Annotated in this window: 22 protein-coding genes; 2 read left to right on the top strand and 20 right to left on the bottom strand. The window is 41.4% G+C overall.

What is annotated here, in order from left to right; all coding sequences use genetic code 11:
* From B7717_RS05640 to B7717_RS05570, 14 genes are all read right to left on the bottom strand, one after another.
* On the bottom strand, positions 1-1248 hold the full coding sequence (locus B7717_RS05640) for a restriction endonuclease subunit S (RefSeq protein ID WP_049501130.1): 1248 nt from the start codon (positions 1246-1248) through the stop codon (positions 1-3).
* Positions 1241-3349: an HsdM family class I SAM-dependent methyltransferase gene (locus B7717_RS05635; RefSeq protein WP_084944360.1), complete on the bottom strand. Its 2109-nt coding sequence runs from the start codon at positions 3347-3349 to the stop codon at positions 1241-1243. Before B7717_RS05635 ends, B7717_RS05640 begins: the two co-directional genes overlap by 8 nt.
* 208 nt (positions 3350-3557) lie before the next feature.
* Entirely contained in the window at positions 3558-3812 is a 255-nt protein-coding gene (locus tag B7717_RS05630) for a Txe/YoeB family addiction module toxin (protein ID WP_084944359.1), read from the bottom strand.
* A gap of 3 nt (positions 3813-3815) precedes the next feature.
* Entirely contained in the window at positions 3816-4070 is a 255-nt protein-coding gene (locus B7717_RS05625; protein WP_004181012.1) for a type II toxin-antitoxin system Phd/YefM family antitoxin, read from the bottom strand.
* 132 nt (positions 4071-4202) lie between these two features.
* Positions 4203-5300, bottom strand: coding sequence for a nucleotidyltransferase (locus tag B7717_RS05620; RefSeq protein ID WP_084944358.1), 1098 nt, complete (start codon positions 5298-5300; stop codon positions 4203-4205).
* A gap of 9 nt (positions 5301-5309) precedes the next feature.
* Positions 5310-6050, bottom strand: a complete 741-nt coding sequence (locus B7717_RS05615; protein WP_044021769.1) for a class I SAM-dependent DNA methyltransferase — start codon at positions 6048-6050, stop codon at positions 5310-5312.
* A gap of 320 nt (positions 6051-6370) precedes the next feature.
* Positions 6371-6724 (bottom strand): ribosome silencing factor, encoded by a 354-nt coding sequence (gene rsfS / locus B7717_RS05605; protein ID WP_007517833.1) that lies wholly within the window; start codon positions 6722-6724, stop codon positions 6371-6373.
* A complete protein-coding gene (yqeK, locus tag B7717_RS05600; protein WP_044021248.1) occupies positions 6725-7318 on the bottom strand; it encodes a bis(5'-nucleosyl)-tetraphosphatase (symmetrical) YqeK in 594 nt (197 codons plus the stop codon).
* Positions 7318-7947 carry a nicotinate-nucleotide adenylyltransferase gene (locus B7717_RS05595; RefSeq protein WP_000963713.1) on the bottom strand — a complete coding sequence of 210 codons (630 nt, stop codon included), beginning with the start codon at positions 7945-7947 and terminating at the stop codon, positions 7318-7320. Before B7717_RS05595 ends, yqeK begins: the two co-directional genes overlap by 1 nt.
* A gap of 50 nt (positions 7948-7997) precedes the next feature.
* Positions 7998-8309 (bottom strand): ribosome assembly RNA-binding protein YhbY, encoded by a 312-nt coding sequence (gene yhbY, locus B7717_RS05590; protein ID WP_000060169.1) that lies wholly within the window; start codon positions 8307-8309, stop codon positions 7998-8000.
* Positions 8310-8522: 213 nt separating this feature from the next.
* A complete protein-coding gene (gene yqeH, locus B7717_RS05585; RefSeq protein ID WP_084944356.1) occupies positions 8523-9629 on the bottom strand; it encodes a ribosome biogenesis GTPase YqeH in 1107 nt (368 codons plus the stop codon).
* Between the two features lie 2 nt (positions 9630-9631).
* Positions 9632-10159 carry a YqeG family HAD IIIA-type phosphatase gene (locus B7717_RS05580; RefSeq protein ID WP_000963747.1) on the bottom strand — a complete coding sequence of 176 codons (528 nt, stop codon included), beginning with the start codon at positions 10157-10159 and terminating at the stop codon, positions 9632-9634.
* Positions 10160-10176: 17 nt separating this feature from the next.
* A complete protein-coding gene (locus B7717_RS05575; RefSeq protein ID WP_049550257.1) occupies positions 10177-11085 on the bottom strand; it encodes a magnesium transporter CorA family protein in 909 nt (302 codons plus the stop codon).
* A 57-nt stretch (positions 11086-11142) separates the two neighbouring features.
* On the bottom strand, positions 11143-11703 hold the full coding sequence (locus B7717_RS05570; protein ID WP_001150569.1) for a mechanosensitive ion channel family protein: 561 nt from the start codon (positions 11701-11703) through the stop codon (positions 11143-11145).
* A gap of 149 nt (positions 11704-11852) precedes the next feature.
* On the opposite strand from B7717_RS05570, the gene sstT reads away from it, so the two are divergent.
* Complete coding sequence (gene sstT / locus B7717_RS05565; protein WP_000821318.1) at positions 11853-13064, top strand: serine/threonine transporter SstT; 1212 nt, start codon at positions 11853-11855, stop codon at positions 13062-13064.
* A 49-nt stretch (positions 13065-13113) separates the two neighbouring features.
* Positions 13114-14067, top strand: coding sequence for an aromatic acid exporter family protein (locus tag B7717_RS05560; protein ID WP_000060056.1), 954 nt, complete (start codon positions 13114-13116; stop codon positions 14065-14067).
* 101 nt (positions 14068-14168) lie between these two features.
* Here the strand turns inward: B7717_RS05560 and B7717_RS05555 are convergent, their stop codons facing one another.
* The 6 genes from B7717_RS05555 to asp5 form a co-directional block, all read right to left on the bottom strand.
* Positions 14169-14708 (bottom strand): T6SS immunity protein Tdi1 domain-containing protein, encoded by a 540-nt coding sequence (locus B7717_RS05555; protein WP_000892206.1) that lies wholly within the window; start codon positions 14706-14708, stop codon positions 14169-14171.
* A gap of 106 nt (positions 14709-14814) precedes the next feature.
* Positions 14815-15420 carry an immunity protein Imm33 domain-containing protein gene (locus B7717_RS05550; protein WP_000141226.1) on the bottom strand — a complete coding sequence of 202 codons (606 nt, stop codon included), beginning with the start codon at positions 15418-15420 and terminating at the stop codon, positions 14815-14817.
* Positions 15404-15928, bottom strand: coding sequence for a hypothetical protein (locus B7717_RS05545; protein ID WP_000656481.1), 525 nt, complete (start codon positions 15926-15928; stop codon positions 15404-15406). The genes B7717_RS05550 and B7717_RS05545 overlap by 17 nt, the downstream gene beginning before the upstream one ends.
* A 292-nt stretch (positions 15929-16220) precedes the next feature.
* Positions 16221-16793 carry a suppressor of fused domain protein gene (locus B7717_RS05540; RefSeq protein ID WP_000872725.1) on the bottom strand — a complete coding sequence of 191 codons (573 nt, stop codon included), beginning with the start codon at positions 16791-16793 and terminating at the stop codon, positions 16221-16223.
* Between the two features lie 116 nt (positions 16794-16909).
* Positions 16910-17395 (bottom strand): immunity protein YezG family protein, encoded by a 486-nt coding sequence (locus B7717_RS05535; protein WP_000391898.1) that lies wholly within the window; start codon positions 17393-17395, stop codon positions 16910-16912.
* Positions 17396-17465: 70 nt separating this feature from the next.
* Positions 17466-17687, bottom strand: coding sequence for an accessory Sec system protein Asp5 (gene asp5 / locus B7717_RS05530; protein ID WP_000453436.1), 222 nt, complete (start codon positions 17685-17687; stop codon positions 17466-17468).
* Positions 17688-17692: the final 5 nt, after the last annotated feature.

The following is a 17692-nucleotide window of genomic DNA, read 5'->3' as shown; positions in this document are numbered from 1 at the left end:
CTACACCCTCCTCTTCCCAGTCACATAATCGTAAATAAGAGTTTGTCGTTGTTTGTTGATATTTTCAATTTGCTTTTGTTTAATTTTTATAAGAGAATCTACATCAGAAGTTTGTCTATCTAGCACCTCTAAAATACTATATTGTTCCTCTATTGGTATTGTAGGAATAATTATGTTTTTTAAATTATAAGAGTAGATAACATCAATTGTGGTGCTATTACTCAAAAAATTCAGTTGTTCTCTAACGAGAGGAATATCATTAAAAAGATACTTTATTAGCTCTGGTAGAACAATTTTACTATCCACCTTAAATTTCATTAGACAAGGATGGATAATACCTTCACAATATTTTTTAGGAACAATAGCAACACGGCCAATCGTACCTCTAGTAGTCAACAAAATATCGCCTGATGATACAGAAAAATTTTTTAATTCTTTACATTTTGCTTCACTTATATAGAAATCCGTCTCAGTAAAATTATTGTCTAAAACATTACGCTGATTATATACCCATTTCCCCGAACTTCTTATTGCATCTCCTGATAGCGAGGAACCAAATGGACCAACCTTAATACTATTGCTTCCTTTTTCAAGAATAAATTTTAACTTGCTCACTCCCCACCCTTGAGGTACTTGTCCAATCCAGTCGATTCCTGAATCCTTCATAGGAACTGTTTTATCCAATCCTTTTGTGACAGTCTCATAAATCAAGCTAGCGCGGTAGTCTTTAAGTTTTTGAATTTGCTCCTCCAGTAGACTTTTTACCTTATCCAGCTGGGTAGTTTTCTTGTCTAAAAAATCAGCAATTTTTTGTTGTTCTGAAATAGATGGTAAACATAACACATGATTATTCAGATCTGATTGAGTCATACTTGGAAGAGCCGTTGCAGTGGAATAGTACGAAAAAGGAATTAGCAATGAACTATAATACATAAATTTTATGTTGTTCCCGTTTAATGCGGTACTATAAAACATTGTATCTACAGTCCAAAATTTCCCACTATAAAACAAGGGCTTATCAATTGTGCCTTTTCTTCCTAATAGGACCACATCGCCATCGTACATATAATTTCGGGCACGAGCAAAAACACCCCCAGATCCAATTACTGGATACCCACCTTCCTCGACTTCAATATCCTTATAATCTTTACCATTACTGATTAATAGTGCATACTTTAACTTTGTTACTCTCCACTCTTCTGGTATCTGTCCGATCCAGTCAATGCCACTCTCTTTCATCCTAGTCATATTTTAGTTCCTCCAAGAGAGTCTGTAGTTCTGCTTCTAAGTCATAGAACTCTGATAAAAGTTTCTCTGCACTTTCTGGTGCTTGATAGTGATAGAAATAGCGGGTGAAAGGAATCTCCGCTCCATAGCCCTTTTCTTCATCAAACCAGTAGTGGGCGTCAGGTACATGGGGATAAACCTCACGCGCAAAGTAGTCTTCAACATCCTCTGTCAGCTTGACGATTTCACTATCCTTGGTCGTCTTATCATAGACAATCCCTCCAGCAATCTCATTTAGCTTGTCTTTCTTCTTAGTGCGGATGACTTCTGCCGTCTTGTCCATTTCACTCATAGCTAGTGCCAAAGCATTGATATTAGCAGGCGTTACCTTGATATCCCCCAATAAGTCCTTAATGACTTGGACAAAGACTTCAAAATTAGGATAACTGTCATCCGTGATTCCCCCACGAAGAGCATCTAAGATAGCTTCTTGCTTGGCCTTCCCAGCTTCGAAGTCTTGTAATTTTTTCTCATCCTTGGCTGAGCGTGGTTCCATCTCTAGCAATTCTTGATACTGGTACTCGTCAAATAGTTTAGCTAGGAAAGGAACACTTTTTGCCTTTTCAATGTTTTTTTCAGTAATCCAACCACGACGTTGCAGAGGTTGCATGACTGTATATTCTCGGTAAAGAAACTCTTCCTTATCAAATATTTTCACATGGTCATTTTCTTTAAAATCATCATACCATTTGAGAATCTGACGGATATTATCTTGAGACAACTCACGGCGTTTTTGTCCCAGAGATTTACGCAAAGGAACAAACTCTTCTGTCGCATCAATAAACTGGACCTTGTTTTGACGCTCAGGAGATTTATTTTTATTGTAAATCCAGATATAAATCCCAATCCCTGTATTATAGAAAAACTGTCCTGGGAGGGCAATAATAGCTTCTAGTAAGTCATTCTCAAGAATGTAACGGCGAATCTGACTTTCTCCAGATGAAGTACCTCCAGAAAAGAGAGGGGAACCATTTGAAATGATAGCAGCTCGACCATTTTCTTCTAATTTAGCTAAACCATGAAGATGGAACAGAAGTTGGGCATCGCCAGTTCCCGGAGTCGCTACAAAACGTCCTTTTTGACCTTTTGTACTCTCAAAGAGTTTATGGTCTCTTTTAACTGCGTCTTCTACGCCATCATCTGCATCTTTCCCGCCCCAGGATTGACCAAAAGGAGGATTGGCAATGACAAAACTCATCTTCTTATCTGGGAATGGATCCGGATCTTTTAATGTATCGGTCTTCACGAAATAGTCCGAGTCTTCCTGACGAATCAACATATCCGCTTGACCAATCCCGAAAGTCTCAGGTAAAACTTCCTGACCAAAGAGTCGGACAGTGGCTCCGGTATCGAGCTTACGGATGTAACTTTTGGCTGTCGCTAGCATACCACCTGTCCCAGCAGCCATATCTAAGATTTTCAACTCTTTTTTATCGACAAGTAATTCTTCATCGGCTTCAATCAAGAGCAGATTGACCATTAGAGCAATGACTTCACGAGGCGTATAGTGGGAACCCGCTTCCTCATTTTCAGAAAAACGGCGGATAATATCCTCGAACATATAACCCATTACCATTGAGTCCACAGAACTCGGCGACAAATCAATCTGAGAAAATTTCTTAATCACTGTAAAAAGACGTCCAGACTGTGCAAGTGTACGGACCTGCTCTTTAAACTTAAGGTTTTCGATAATGTCCTTCACACGACAAGAATAACCATCTAGGTAGGCAATAAAATTTTCTTCAATCGCATTGGGATCATTTTGAAGGTTTTCTAGCGTGAAAGAGCTGGTATTATAGTATTTATAGCCAGATTTATTCTCAAGAACCTTTTCAGGTGTATTGGGATTTGACTGATAAAGCGCAACTACTTCATCTTTCGTTGGCAATAAAGCAGCTTCCAAGCGAGTCAAGACAAACATCGGAATGATAACATCTCGATACTTATCTGCACGGTAAGCCCCACGTAAGGTATTCGCAATCGACCAAACTGCATTGACTACATTTGAAATCTGAACATCGTTCGACTGGAATAGCGGTAGTTTTTCTTTGAAATTAGACATTTGCTTCCCCTGTTTTTATTATTAACAATTCTCTTCATTATACCATAAAATAAGAGTTATAAAGCGGATTCAAGGGACAAGAATCTAGTTATTATACTAAAATTTTTCACTGGATTTTTAACTTATGGAAACTGTCATTTTCCAAACAGCTTTATCATTAATTTATTAGCTAAAATTTCTAAAATAAAAAGCCTACCTCTCAGTAGACTTAGTAGTGATCTTTGAAGGACAAGAAAGCGATGCTATCTCCATCCATCATATAAATCAAGCGATTTTCTGCATCAATGCGACGTGACCAAGCTCCTTGGTAGTCATACTTAAGTGGTTCTGGTTTACCAATTCCTACAAAAGGATCGCGTTGAATATCCTTGATTAGCATGTTGATTCTTTTTAACGTCTTCTTGTCCTGAGTTTGCCAGTAGCAATAATCTGTCCAGGCATCTTCTGTAAACTTGAGCAGCATTTCTCACTCCTCAATCACATGTACCTGAGTGCTTCCAGCACGGACTTGAGCCATTCCTCGCAAAACCTTATCAGAAAGTTCCTTATTTTGAGCAATTCTCAGAGTTTCTTGAATACTATCCCACTCGCTCTTTGAAAGGACTACAATATCCTCATCTGGGTTTTTATTGACCACCGTCAAAGGCTCAAATTCATCATTTACCTTCTTCATGTAGTCTTTTAAATGATTTCTGAATGTTGAGTAAAGGACCACTTCCATAACCATACCTCATTTTACCTCTTTTCCACTATTATACACAAAAAGAAAGAAATTGTCAGGAACTTGTACAAGATTCTTCTTTTCTATCTATTTATTCGAAAATCTTCTAAAAAAGCCTACCTTTCAGTAGACTTAGTTTGATTCTATTCTAATGGGCACTCTGCCGAAATTCTGCTCTGCGATACTTGGCTGTCCTAGTTGGTAGATCTGGTCTGCCTTTTGTGTTATGGTATCCCAAGGTTCTTTTCCAATTCGGCTGACTAGATGGATCTGCCCTTTCAAAGACTTAAGATGTTGTCTGCCTTTTTCGGTAAAGCCAAGGACATGGATACCTTCTGGCAAGTCACTTTCTCTAGCCTGCACCAAGATATAGGTCAAGAGGCGTCTGACACGCGCCTTGGTATAACGCTTGGTCGCAACTGCCTCGACCAATTTGTCAACAGACTGGGCTGTTTTGATAGCTTCCTTGATGCGCACAGCCATTTCTTGATTGACCTGATAGATCATTGTTAGGTCTGGATTTGACAAAATTTGATAGCGGAGCAAGGGAAAATAATCATCCCAGCTCACCTTACTCGCCTGCTCAAAGAGGGTAAGAGAAGGCATAAAGCGTTCTAAGAAATCTTGGTCTGATTGATGCTGACGAAGAGCTGTCGCTGAGGCAAAGTCCACTTCCTTGTCCACAGAATGATAGCCAGCCCCCTGACGCTGAATCGGATGGAGTTTGATTCTACGTCCCGCAACCGCCTTGGCATAGGCCAAAGCTAGAACATGATTGGGTGTATTGCCTGAAAAATCAAGACCTGCAAATTCCTTCCACATGGCTTGGGTTTTCTGAGGATAGGAAAGGGAATCAGGCAGATTTTCCACAAATTTCTCCATCTCAGTACCTTGCTCTGTGTATAAGTCAGATATCTTTTGATAATCCAGAACTTCCTCTGTCCCGAAAGCTAGGGTATCAATGCCTAAGCGAGCCAAGATATCCACAGCTCCTTGGCCAAAGAAATCTGCCGCCTGAACACTAACTAAAAAGGGCAATTCCACTACCAGATCCGCTCCATTTTCAAGCGCCATCTGAGCCCGTGTCCACTTGTCCACGATAGCAGGCTCTCCACGCTGCATGAAATTCCCAGACATGGCAACGATTTTCAGTCCCTTCGCCTGATCCAGCAGGTATTTATGCCCATTATGAAAAGGATTAAACTCCGCGATAATACCTGTGATGGTCATGATATTCTCCTACTTCTGCGCGACAAAAAACCAACGGGTGCTGGTTTCTGTCGGCTCCTTGTCCTCAAAGTCCGCAAAGAGTTTGAAGGACTTGAAACCAGCCTGCTCCAGCAAAATATCATAGGTCAAAACCTCATAAGTCCGCTCCTCATGCACTTCATCGTGACGACTAAAGGAACCGTCAGCCTCCTTGATAAAGAAAGTCAACTCATGCACGATGGAGTGAGGAGCTTCGTCCTCATAGGTGTCCCAAAGCATGGCAAAATCTTCCGCATTTTCATGGTAAGAATAGCCTGGAAAAACTTCATCTGTCTGGTAGGTCGAATGTACATCAAAGATAAATACTCCGTCTTCATTGAGGGCATTATACACTTCCTTAAAGACGTCTCCTACTTCCACCTCATCCTGCATGTAACAGATCGAGTCCGAATAACAAGTAACAAAATCATATTTCCCTGCTTTGGACAAATCCAGCATGTTGCCTTCAATAAAATCAATCTTTTGCTTGGCTGAAGCAGCTCTCTTCTCCGCAATCTTCAGCATATCTGCGCTCAAGTCAAGCCCCGTCACATCAAAGCCTGCTTGAGAAAAGCGCACAGACTGGATACCTGTCCCACAAGCCAATTCCAAAAGCTTCTTTCTCTCCTTGGTCTTAGGCAAATGACGCAGAGAAAAATCCGTCCATTTATCGTATAAACTGTCATCCATGACCGCATCATAGACTGCCGCAAAGGTTTCATAAGTCGCCATATTCATGATACCAAGTCCGCCCGTAATCGGAATGAAAATTAGGAGCTTGACGATGGAGCCGAGCTCCAAGGAAGGCTATCTATTTTCCGACGATTACAGGACGGGTTCAAATCCTTTCTAAGATACAAAGAGCGTTAAAAGCTAAGAGAAAATAGGAATCTTACCGACGTAGCGTCAGATACAAAGGAAGTTCCTCTTTTTCTCACAGCTTTTAGCTCGTGTTCAGTTTCAAGATCAACCAAACACGACGCCCTCACCTTTCTATCAATTTTTTCTAAAATAAGCAAAGAAACCCAGTTGCCTGCAACTGAGTTCATCTACTATGCTAAGGCTTCTGAAATGTCTATTGAGCTCGCCTCATGCCATAGTTTTTCTAGGTTATAATGGGCACGCATTTCTTCTGAGAAGATATGCACAACAACACCGCCGAGGTCCAACAAAACCCATCCTCCAGCTGCATCACCTTCAACATGACTGCCTTTAAAGCCTGCTTCCGCTACTTTTTCACGGATATTATCTGCGATAGCGTCCAACTGACGGCTATTCATCGAGCTCGTGATGACAAAGTAGTCCGTCACGCTAGTCAAATCTTGTACGTCAAGTGCGAGAATATCCTCCGCACGTTTCTCATCAGCCGCTTTCACGACTAGTTCTAGTAATTCTTTTTCGTTCATTTAGTCCTCTTTCAAATAGTGTACAAAGGCGTTATAGGTTTCAAGGGTTTGGGGATAGATGGGAAATCCCTGATGAGCTAGATGCTCCACGGTACGAGCTGTTTCGTAGGCCACTGCCTTATTGAGCGATAGCACAGCAATCTCACGTGCCTCGTCCACTCCAGGAAAGGCACGATTGTGCTCGATATAATCTGCGACGTAGATGACTTTGTCTAGATCGGTCATCTGACCAGCTCCGACTGTATGGATTTCAATAGCTCGCAGGATTTCAGAGTCTTGCAAATCCAAGTCCTCCTGAATCTTGTAAATTCCAACCATGCCATGCCAGACATTATTGCTCCAGTTTTTGAGATCAGAATCTAGCTGGTAACGGTCAATCAAATCCAGAAATTCCTGATCTGACAGCTTTTTAGCATAGTCATGAAGAAGGCCTGCAAGACCTGCTTTCTCAGTATCCACACCGAATCGCTGGGCCAGTTCTATGGCTGCACGCTCCACACCCAAACAATGGGTTAAGCGTTTTTCAGGTAGAAGCTCTGCCATTCTTTCCAACAAAGCCTCTCGGGAACAGTTGATATAGTCTTGATAGGCCATCAGTAAAGCCCCTCCTTCTCTATGTAGTCTAGCACTGGCTGAGGTAGGAGAAAGTTGGGTTTCCGACCTTGGGCAATGAAGTCACGCACCATGCTGGACGAGATGTCCATGAGAGGCACATCCACCCAGATAACTGGATAGGAAGTCCCTGCCTTGTAGCGCGGGCGCTGAACTCCAACAAACTGAACCATGTCGACCAGCTCATCAATTCGGTACCATTTAGGCAGATAGTCCACCATATCAGCCCCGATAATGAAGTAATAATCCGTATCTGGATGTTGCTCTGTCAAAATCTTCATAGTGTCGTAGGTGTAGGAAATGCCCTTGCGCTCCAGCTCAATAGTTTCAATGGCTAAGCCTTCAATCCCCTCAATCGCCAACTCAAGCATCTTGAGACGGTGGTGCTCGGGGATGGTTTCCTTTTTATCCACATGAGGTGGTTGGTATTCGGGCATAAGCAGGACCTGGTCCAGTCCTAACTGTTGTCGTACTTGGTCCGCCACAACAAGATGGGCATTGTGAACAGGGTTAAAATTCCCCCCTAAAATCCCGACTTGTTTGCGTTTTTTCTCCTTGATTTCTGGCTCCAACTCTACCTTGGTAAAGGGAGTCAATAATTCGATTGCCATAGGCTCGTCTTCCTTTAATTCTCTGTAAAAACAGTTGTTTGGAGTAGGTTTTAGATTTCTTTGACTTTCTTGGAAATCTTGCGATTTTCTTTCTTGCTGGATTGTTTAAACAAAATCAAGATGCGTCCGATTTTTTGGACAGTATCCACACCGATTTCTTCTTCCAAGATTTCAGCCACTTCGTGGATGTTTTCATCTGTATTTTGCAAGAGAGTAACTTTAATCAATTCACGGGCGTCAAGAGCTTGGCGGACGCTGGTTTTGATTTGGTCGTTAAGTCCATTTTTCCCGATTTGGATGATGGGTTTGAGGGTGTGTGCCTGGCTGTTGAGGAAGGCACGTTGTTTTGATGTTAATGACATAATTTCTTTAAAAGAGTTTCTTTTAATACTTTTCTGAAGTGGTGACGGACGTCAGCAAAGTCCTTCGGACTTTCATGACTAAAATTTGAGCCTAAGGTCTCAAATTTTCCGCAGTTGGTACAACTCCTTGTACCAACTGACACCACGGCGAAAAGTATTCGTTATGGGCTCGCAGAGCTCGCCCGAATTCAGATAACCCTTTCCTTTCTGTGTTTAAATGATTGCTTTGCGTGTGACGACGGCGACGCCTTCTGGTGCCCAGACGGCGACTTTGGCGGTGCCTGTTACGCGGATCCAGCCTAGGCCTGAGATGACTAGATCGGTTTTGTCCTTAATGGTAAAGATATGTTGGACTAGTTTTGGAAAATCTTCTTTTTCCTTGCTATTTGGTGGCGTTAAAAGGGTTCCGAGGTGCTTGTCGTAGAAAGCACTAGCGCCTTCAAGCTTAGTACGATGGAGTTTGAGTTCATTGTCAAAGAAAGCTGTAAATCCTTGCTTTTCTCCTGATATAAAGTCAAAGCGTCCAAGACCACCTAAAAACAGGGTTTGCTCAGGATTGAGCTGATAGGTTTTGGGCTTGATTTCCTTTTTAGGGCTGACATACTTGAGGTTTTTAGCCGTCAAGTAGTGGGCCATCTGGTGGCGGTGAATAATCCCCGGTGTATCGTAAATATAAGATCCGTCGTCAAGCGGAATCTCAATCTTGTCCAAGGTTGTTCCTGGGAAACGCGAAGTCGTGATGACATTTTGGTCACCCGTGATTTCTTGGATAATAGCGTTGATAAGGGTTGATTTTCCAACGTTGGTCACACCAACTACGTAGACATCACGGCCCTTGCGGTAGTGCTCGATTTTATCAATGACTTCTTTGATGGCATGCTTGTTTTGGGCTGAAGTCAGGACGACATCAACAGGACGAAGTCCTTCTTCGTGGGCACGTTCCATGAGCCACTGGCTAATCTTACCCGGCTTAACTGACTTGGGCAGGATATCTTTTTTATTTCCCACCAAGAGGACATCATTGCCCGATACAAAACGTGGTAAGCCTGGGATGACAGAGCCATTAAAGTCAAAGATATCAATGACATTGACCACCAAGGCATCACTGTCTCCCACCTCGTGCAAGAGTTTGAGAAAATCATCGTCTGTCAACTGGACATCCGTGATTTCATTGTAGTGACGGAGACGGAAACAACGTTGGCAATAGACTTCGCCAGTCTCCAAACCTTTTTCAAGTGCCGACTGGGGGGTAAAGCCAAGTCCAGCCTTGTCTGTCGTCTGAATGGTTGCTCCACATCCAATACAGAGAATTTCTTCCATAGTTAAATTCCTTTTTTATATGTAATCGGTCCGTACTTTTCAGTGATTTTTCGTATGACACGGCGCTCGCGAGCTCGGTTAATCTGCGTTTTGATGGAGTCGTGTTGGACCAAGGGTTTGACTAAAATCGAGCGAATGCCTGCACGGTGGGCTGCTCGTATATCTGTCATAAGCTGGTCTCCTACCATAACCACTTCACTTTTCTCATAGTGGAATTCCTTCATGGCACGGTCAATCCCAAATGTGAAAGGCTTCAAGGCCCAATAAACATAATCAATCCCAAATTTCTCAACTGCACGTTGAACTCGTTTTTTGGTGTTATTTGAGACCACGATAATGCGAATGCCCGCGTCCCGAAGGTCATGTAGCCATTGCTTCATCTCTGGCGTCCCATCAGGGTTGTTCCAAGCAATGAGGGTATTGTCCAGATCGACCAAAACAGCCTTGATCCCCTGCGCTTGCAGGCTTGGGACTGTCAGATCATAAACTGCTTCCACAGCAAAGTCTGGCATATAATTTTCAATCGCCATTCTGGCTCCTTTTCTTTTTAATTTCTAGCAATATTCTTTAAACATTGGGCTAAGACTACCCATAAAATGAGACTAGCTATCAAAATATAAATCCAAGCATTTGGTTCATCTGCAAACGGTAAAGGAACATTCATTCCGAAGAATCCTGTAATAACCGCAAGGATAGCTAACAAGACTGAGATAATTGTCAAAGTTGTCAAATTATCATTTAGATTATTATTTAGGATGTTGTTGTAAGAGGCTGAGAGTTGTTGCAAAACTTGAGAAATCAAGTCTGTCATCGAAACCAACTGATGTGCTTCAATCATGGCATCGTCAAACTGCTCTCTTTCTACCTCATTAAAATTGCGATAAAGAGCATGCCCTTGGATGTGTTCCAAGAGGAGACGATTTTGTTTGGCAGCTGCTGTCAGGTAAACCATACCAGTTTCCAAGTCAGAGAGGGCAAAAAGATTTTTTTTAGTTGTTTTTTGACGAAGAAGTGCACTGATTTCATCCTTACTTTTATCCATCTCTTCAATCACTGGATAGTAAGCATTGCTAATAATCTCTAAACTGGCAAAAAGAAATTTATAGATTGAAACAACTTCATGGCTTTCAAGGTAGGTTGCCATACGTTTAATCACATAACTATTCTTGTGATTGCTAATTGTAATCAGCCGTTGTTTTTCAACGATAAAGGTCATCGGAATCGCTTCATAATATTCTTTATCTTTTTCTAAATCAAGAACATTATAAATGAAGGTTACCGTTCCCGTTTCACGGTGATAGTCCATGTGGGCACGCTCATTTCTATCCAGAGCATACTCGATGGTTTCCTTGTCCAATCCATAGACATCCGAAAGGTCTTCCATGTTTTTAATCTTGTCTACATCAAGGTCTATCCACGTACAATCGTGACCTAATTTTTTCTCTACAAATAGCATACTCTCTCCTTTACCAAACTCCTTCTATTGTACCACAAATCTGCTAAAATAGCCGGCCTATTCAGTACGAGATAGATTGCTGACGACGGTGATATTACGATTTGGAACAAAGTGAAGGGCTTGATCGTCACCTCGCAGTTGAGTTGTACGGATCCCTACGCTAACGACCTTTCCAGAAACGGTAATCGGTCCATTTGTGAGAACCACTTCATCGCCCACATCAAGCTGGCGTTCAAAGAGGATGAAAAAGCCATTGATGACATCGGATAGAAAGCCTTGCGCCCCCATACCAATGGCCACCCCGGCAATCCCCGCACCAGCAAGGAGGCTAGAAACTGGCAAACCTAAAATAGACAGGATACAGTAGAGCAGAAAGAAATAAAGAATGTAGTTAAAGACATTCTCCAGCAAACGGGAGATAGTCTTTTGTCTTCCTGCATCTCGATTGGAAAATTTAAGCGAGGGCTTGACAATCTTTCGTACAGTTGCATGAAGCATCTTTTTAGCTATATAAAATAGTAAAAACAAAATCAAAAGAGAAATCACCTTGGTCAAGAGATTCTCTAATATGGTTGTTAAATCAAGTTTATCAAAATAGCGTTGAAAAAAATCTTGCATATAAAACTCCTTTTCCCTATTATACCATAAAATCGCCCTTCTCTTTTCTTTCATAATTATTCAATTATCTGCCCTATTTTCAAAATATCACTTGCCTATATAGCATATTTATACTATAATTATAAACAATACATTTGAAGGAGACTGCTATGAAACGAATCATTAGAGCCTGGACCAAGGCAAGCCTCATCAAACGAATCCTTATTGGAATGATTTTTGGAGCGACATTGGGGTTGCTCTTCCCAAACCTTACAGGAATTGGTCTGCTTGGAGACCTCTTTGTAGGTGGACTGAAAGCCATCGCTCCTATTTTGGTTTTTGCCCTTGTTGCCAATGCCCTTTCCCAACATCAAAAGGGACAAAATACCAATATGAAGACGGTTATTTTCCTATATTTGCTTGGAACCTTTGCTGCTGCGTTGGTAGCTGTTCTAGCTAGTTTCTTACTGCCTGTGCAAATCACCCTGACCAGTGCAAATACAGAAGTTGCTGCTCCTGACGGTTTCGGTCAAGTCCTCAGCAACCTCTTGCTCAAACTGGTGGACAATCCCTTGAATGCCATTGTTGAAGCCAACTATATCGGGATTCTCTCTTGGGCAGTCATCTTTGGCCTGGCTATGAGAGAGGCAAGTAAACACAGCAAAGAATTACTGAAAACCATGGCAGATGTCACCTCTAAAATCGTGGAATGGATTATCAACCTAGCTCCCTTTGGGATTTTAGGTTTGGTGTTTAAGACTATCTCTGACAAGGGCATTGCCAGTTTGGCTAACTACGGTGTCCTCCTAGGACTTTTGATTGCTACTATGGCCTTTGTCGCTCTCATCATCAACCCGCTCATCGCCTTTCTCTTTATGAGGAAAAACACCTATCCCCTTGTTTTGAAATGCCTACGTGTCAGTGGTATTACAGCCTTTTTCACTCGTAGCTCTGCTGCAAATATCCCTGTCAATATGAAACTCTGCCAAGACTTGGGACTGAATCCTGACACCTACTCTGTCTCCATCCCGCTTGGTTCGACTATCAATATGGCTGGCGCTGCTGTTACCATAAATATCCTGACCCTGGCTGCCGTCAACACACTCGGAATCTCGGTAGACTTTGGGACAGCATTTGTGCTCAGTGTCGTGGCTGCCATTTCTGCCTGCGGTGCCTCTGGAATCGCTGGGGGATCCCTTCTCCTCATTCCTGTAGCTTGTAGCCTCTTTGGGATTTCCAACGACTTGGCTATGCAGGTTGTCGGAGTCGGTTTTGTGATTGGGGTCGTTCAAGACTCCTGTGAAACAGCCCTGAACTCTTCAACAGATGTCCTCTTTACAGCGGTTGCCGAATATGCTACAAACCGAAAACTTCGCCCCTAGTCTCTGACTCCTCGTTAAACACTTGATTCTATTAGTTTAGGAAATTTTCATGTCCCTCACTCAACGTACGACAAAACTGATCTTAGCGACCTGTCTCGCTTGTTTTCTCGCTTATTTTTTAGATTTATCATCAGCAGTTTCAGCTGGCATTATCGCCCTCTTAAGCCTTTCTGACACGCGCAGAAGTACGCTAAAATTGGCCCGTAACCGCCTCTTTTCCATGCTCCTAGCGCTCGCTATCGGCGTTCTAGCCTTTCAACTGACCGGCTTTCACATCTGGAGTCTAGGCCTCTATCTGGCTCTCTACGTGCCTCTTGCTTACAAAATGGGCTGGGAAATCGGCATCACACCTAGCAGTGTCTTAGTCAGTCATCTCTTGGTACAGGAGTCTACCTCCCCAGAGCTCTTGCTTAATGAAGTACTCCTCTTTCTCATCGGGACAAGCTTTGCTCTATTGGTCAACCTTTATATGCCCTCTCGTGAGAAAGCCATCCAAAGCTACCACCTTCAGGTCGAAGAAAAATTAAAAGACATCCTGCTTCGTTTTAAATACTATCTGTCAAGAGGAGACGGACGCAATCAAGCCCAACTCGTTGACCAATTAGATAAGCTCCTCGATGAAGCTCTCAAACTGGTTTATTTGGATCACTCGGACCATCTCTTTCACCAGACGGACTACCACATCCATTACTTTGAGATGAGACAGCGACAAAGTCGCATCCTGCGAAATATGGCCCAGCAAATCAATACCTGCCATCTGGCCGCCAGTGAGAGTTTGATCTTGGCCCAGCTCTTTTCTAAGATTGCTGCCCAGCTAAGTCAGACCAATCCTGCTCATGACCTACTTGATGACATCGAACGCTATCTGCAAGTCTTCCGCAATCGGAGTCTCCCGAAAACACGTGAGGAGTTTGAAACCCGTGCCACCCTCCTGCAACTACTACGTGAAGCCGAAACCTTTATCAAGGTCAAGGTCGATTTTTACCAAAAATATGGAAACTAAAACGCAAAGAACCTCAGAGAATTCCTCTGAGGTTCTTGTGTTTTGCATTTGGAAGGGAAGTTCTTCCTCTCGTACTATTCTCAATAAAGAAATAGCAACTCCTAGTCGTCCATCACACCACCTGTCAGCTGGTACATGAGGTAAATGTGTTCCAAGACTTTTACCTTATCCATGTGGTCTACATCTTTAAAGCCACCTAATGCTAGAAGTGGAACGAAACCAAAACACTCATCGTAGGCTAATTGAGCATGTTTGGCAACAGCTTGCCTATATAAATTAAGTTCAAAGTTATCAGTCACATATGAATTATCTAAAAATCGAATGAATAAATCCAGACCCTTACAAATAATATCCATATCCTGAATATTATATTGGACAATTCCCACGTAGGCATTCTTTTCCCAAGTAATAATATCTCCAAATGCCGTCACAAACATTGGAAAAGCAATGTCTCCTCTGAAATAGCTATTTTGGAGAAGCTCTAGATAATCATCTGGATTGATGACTTTTAGATAACCATCTAAAAAGGTTCCCAGACCATCTTCCTGCCAAATTTGTAGCAACTCCGCTGGAACTTGACCCTTATACTTTTCAATCACTTCTTGGGGCATGTCTGACACTTTAATAAAGTTTTCTAGCATGTTTTCCTCCTTTTTCAGTTTATAGACAAAACTATTAGATGCTATTCCCCTCATTCATAGAAAATCTAAAATAGGTTGCTTTCCCTCCCAAATAAGTCGGGTAGCTTTACGAAGCAGAAAAAACTTCCTCATCTTGCTCATTCAGAATCGCTTGAATATCTCCACCATTAACTACTACTAGGTAGTCCACTGGTAGAATCAAAGATTTTATTAGTTTTGGATTCTTTTTCAATATTTCAAAAGCATACATAGCAACAAAATCATCTGTATCTTGATTTTGATAGCCAATAAACCAGCCCGAATCACCTTTTCGATCAGTGTCTTGTCTCTGCAAATAGTAATGTTCGCACTCAAAGACACCTTTGGCCAACACTATTTTCTCATCAAATCTGATTTCAGAAGCTTCAATATTAAGCTCTTTAGCTAGTGTGCTTTGTTCAGACTGAATCCAAAGAGCCAAGGTCAAATCATCAGTAAACTCTTTAAAAGGGGTTGTTTCATAGTTGACTGACACTATCCTAAATTGGTCCATGTTCAATTGAACAAGTTTATATATGTTGAAACCGATTTGTATTAGCAGGCCATCTTGTATTCGTTCCTTCGAGGGCAGTACATTCACAACTTTGAGCCATTCCTCAAAAAGACCTTCAGAGAATGTCCCGTAAAAGATCAAACCATTCTTCTCTACTTTTGTATCAAGCACTTCCGTCATTTTTCAACCTCCTGAAAATTTCATTTTGTAGCTTCGTTCTAGCTTCACGCTCCAAAGCTATCATTTTTTCTCTTATCTCAGCCGGAATATCTCCTAATTTGGAATGCCCCTGCCAATCACTCCAAGTTTTAGACCCTTTGGAACTATTGGTAGGTTTACCTAATCCCATAAAATTATCCTCAAGATTCAAAACCTCTACCTTATCAACATCAGATAGAGGAGCAAATCCATCCATTTCGGTAATTTCTTTCATAGAGACAATATGGTCTGCTTCGAGGGTTTCAACTGGATAACCATAAATTGGATCAAATTTTTCTCCATCAATATTATTGACATGATCGCGTATCTCTTGACTTGGTGTTTTCTTGCGAAGAGAATTATATTCTTCTTTTGAAATTCCTTTAGAAGTACTCGCTACATCATCACTATGCTTAGCCAACTGCTCGCTGGCTTCTTGGCGGAATTCTTTACTTGCTTTCTTGCCGACTTGTTCTGCCGCTTCTTTCATGCCTCGAGCGACATCATCAGATGCATTGTGGACACGGGCACCACTTTTTGTAAAGTTGTCACTAAAGTTTGCTGGCTCTACAAACCTAGTATACCATAAAACCTATAGACCAACGTTTGATAAACCAGAAAAGACCACCATTAAGGTGGTCTTTTCTCCAATTTCGTGCCTTATTTCCAATTACGAAGGTCGCATGTCAACTGGGAGCGAGGTTGGACTCACAACTGATATTGATGAGGTTAAAAATAGGAAAAACTCCCCTCCGACCCCCTAGACGAAGATAAAAAATTTATTACACTACAGAAGGTCTCATAAAATCATAAACATCTATCTGATGTTCTTCAAACAATTCCTCTAACTTCTGTGCTCCCACTTCGGCTCCATGCTTTTCTATAAATTGAAGCTCAGCTTCTGTAATCGGGATAGCTTGTAACCACGTAACATACTCTTCATCAAAATCAAAAGATTCTAAATCCCACAAGAAAGGCTGAGTGAAGAATATATGATTTACTTTCGCATTGGGATAGTAATTTCTAATAATATTTGGATAGACTGCACCTGGAGAGATGCTGTACTCTCCCCTCACAATATTAAAACCACAGTCTGCTATAATATTTGGAAAATATTCCAGCTCCGCATCAGCTGCTCCAATGATTTCAACTCTTAAAGGCTTACCATTTATTCGACGATAAATGGTATATTCTGATAAACCGATTGTTGCTGCAGTTGTTAAATAATCATCCGGACAATTCTCTCCAATGAATAAATCTAATTTGTTATCGTGATTTCTAAATGTATAGGCTTGAGGAACTCCCCCTACAGCCCTTGCAATTTCCTGTGCAATTTTAATTTTATCGTATTTCATTTGATTCTCCTCTTAAAGTTTGCTGGCTCTACAATCCCAGTATACCATAAACCTTATGGACCAGCGTTTGATAAACCACAAAAGACCACCTAAATGGTGGTCTTTTATCAAACAAACTATTTCCCATTATGTTCTCTTTGGAAGGCTTCCATAGCCTTGAACTGTTCTAGTTCTTTTTCATTAGCTGGTTGCTTGCCGAGATATTTATATTCAAACAAGTCCATTCGAGCACTTGGACCATAACCACTTTCCAACCATGGGGCATAATCGAAGTCTACTGATAATTTATTATTTTCATCTAAGTGAATAATACAAATATACCAATCTGCCAAGTCGTTCTCAACAAATACTTTTTTTAATTCTTGCGACTTCTCAAACAATCGATCTGTTTGACTATAAATTTCGAATTTATCTACACCAAAATCTCTAGGAATGTATAAATAATAGTGATATTCATTCTTATATTTAAAATAAAAATAAACTTCTCCACTACATGTTTTGTCCATTTCAATTACAATATACAAATCATCCCACTCTACTGGAATCATATCGTTGGCTTGATGCACGATTTCGATAATTTTTTCATTCATTAGTTCTTCCATTTTATCCTCCGATTTGCTTGGATCTTTTTTTCGTGTTTAGTATTCCTCATCTGCGAATGGAACTGCATCCTTACTGATAGGTCACTATCATAAAAATAAGGAGCAATACAAACAGTGCTATACTGAGCAAGAGGGTTACAATTTTTACCAATCGGTTGTTCTGCCAGTATCCTGGTTTTCCGATATTGCTGGTCGCATCCATGGAAAAGAGTTGGCTTTGGCGAGGTTGGATGAGAACCAGGACAATCAAGGCGACGGCTAGGATTATTCCTATAATCATCAAAACTTCCATCAATT

Origin of the sequence: Streptococcus oralis subsp. oralis (assembly GCF_002096495.1) — a bacterium.
In the GTDB taxonomy this organism is placed as follows: Bacteria; Bacillota; Bacilli; order Lactobacillales; family Streptococcaceae; genus Streptococcus; species Streptococcus oralis_CU.
Note: the sequence above shows the minus strand (reverse complement) of the source record. Positions and strands in the feature narration are given on the sequence as shown.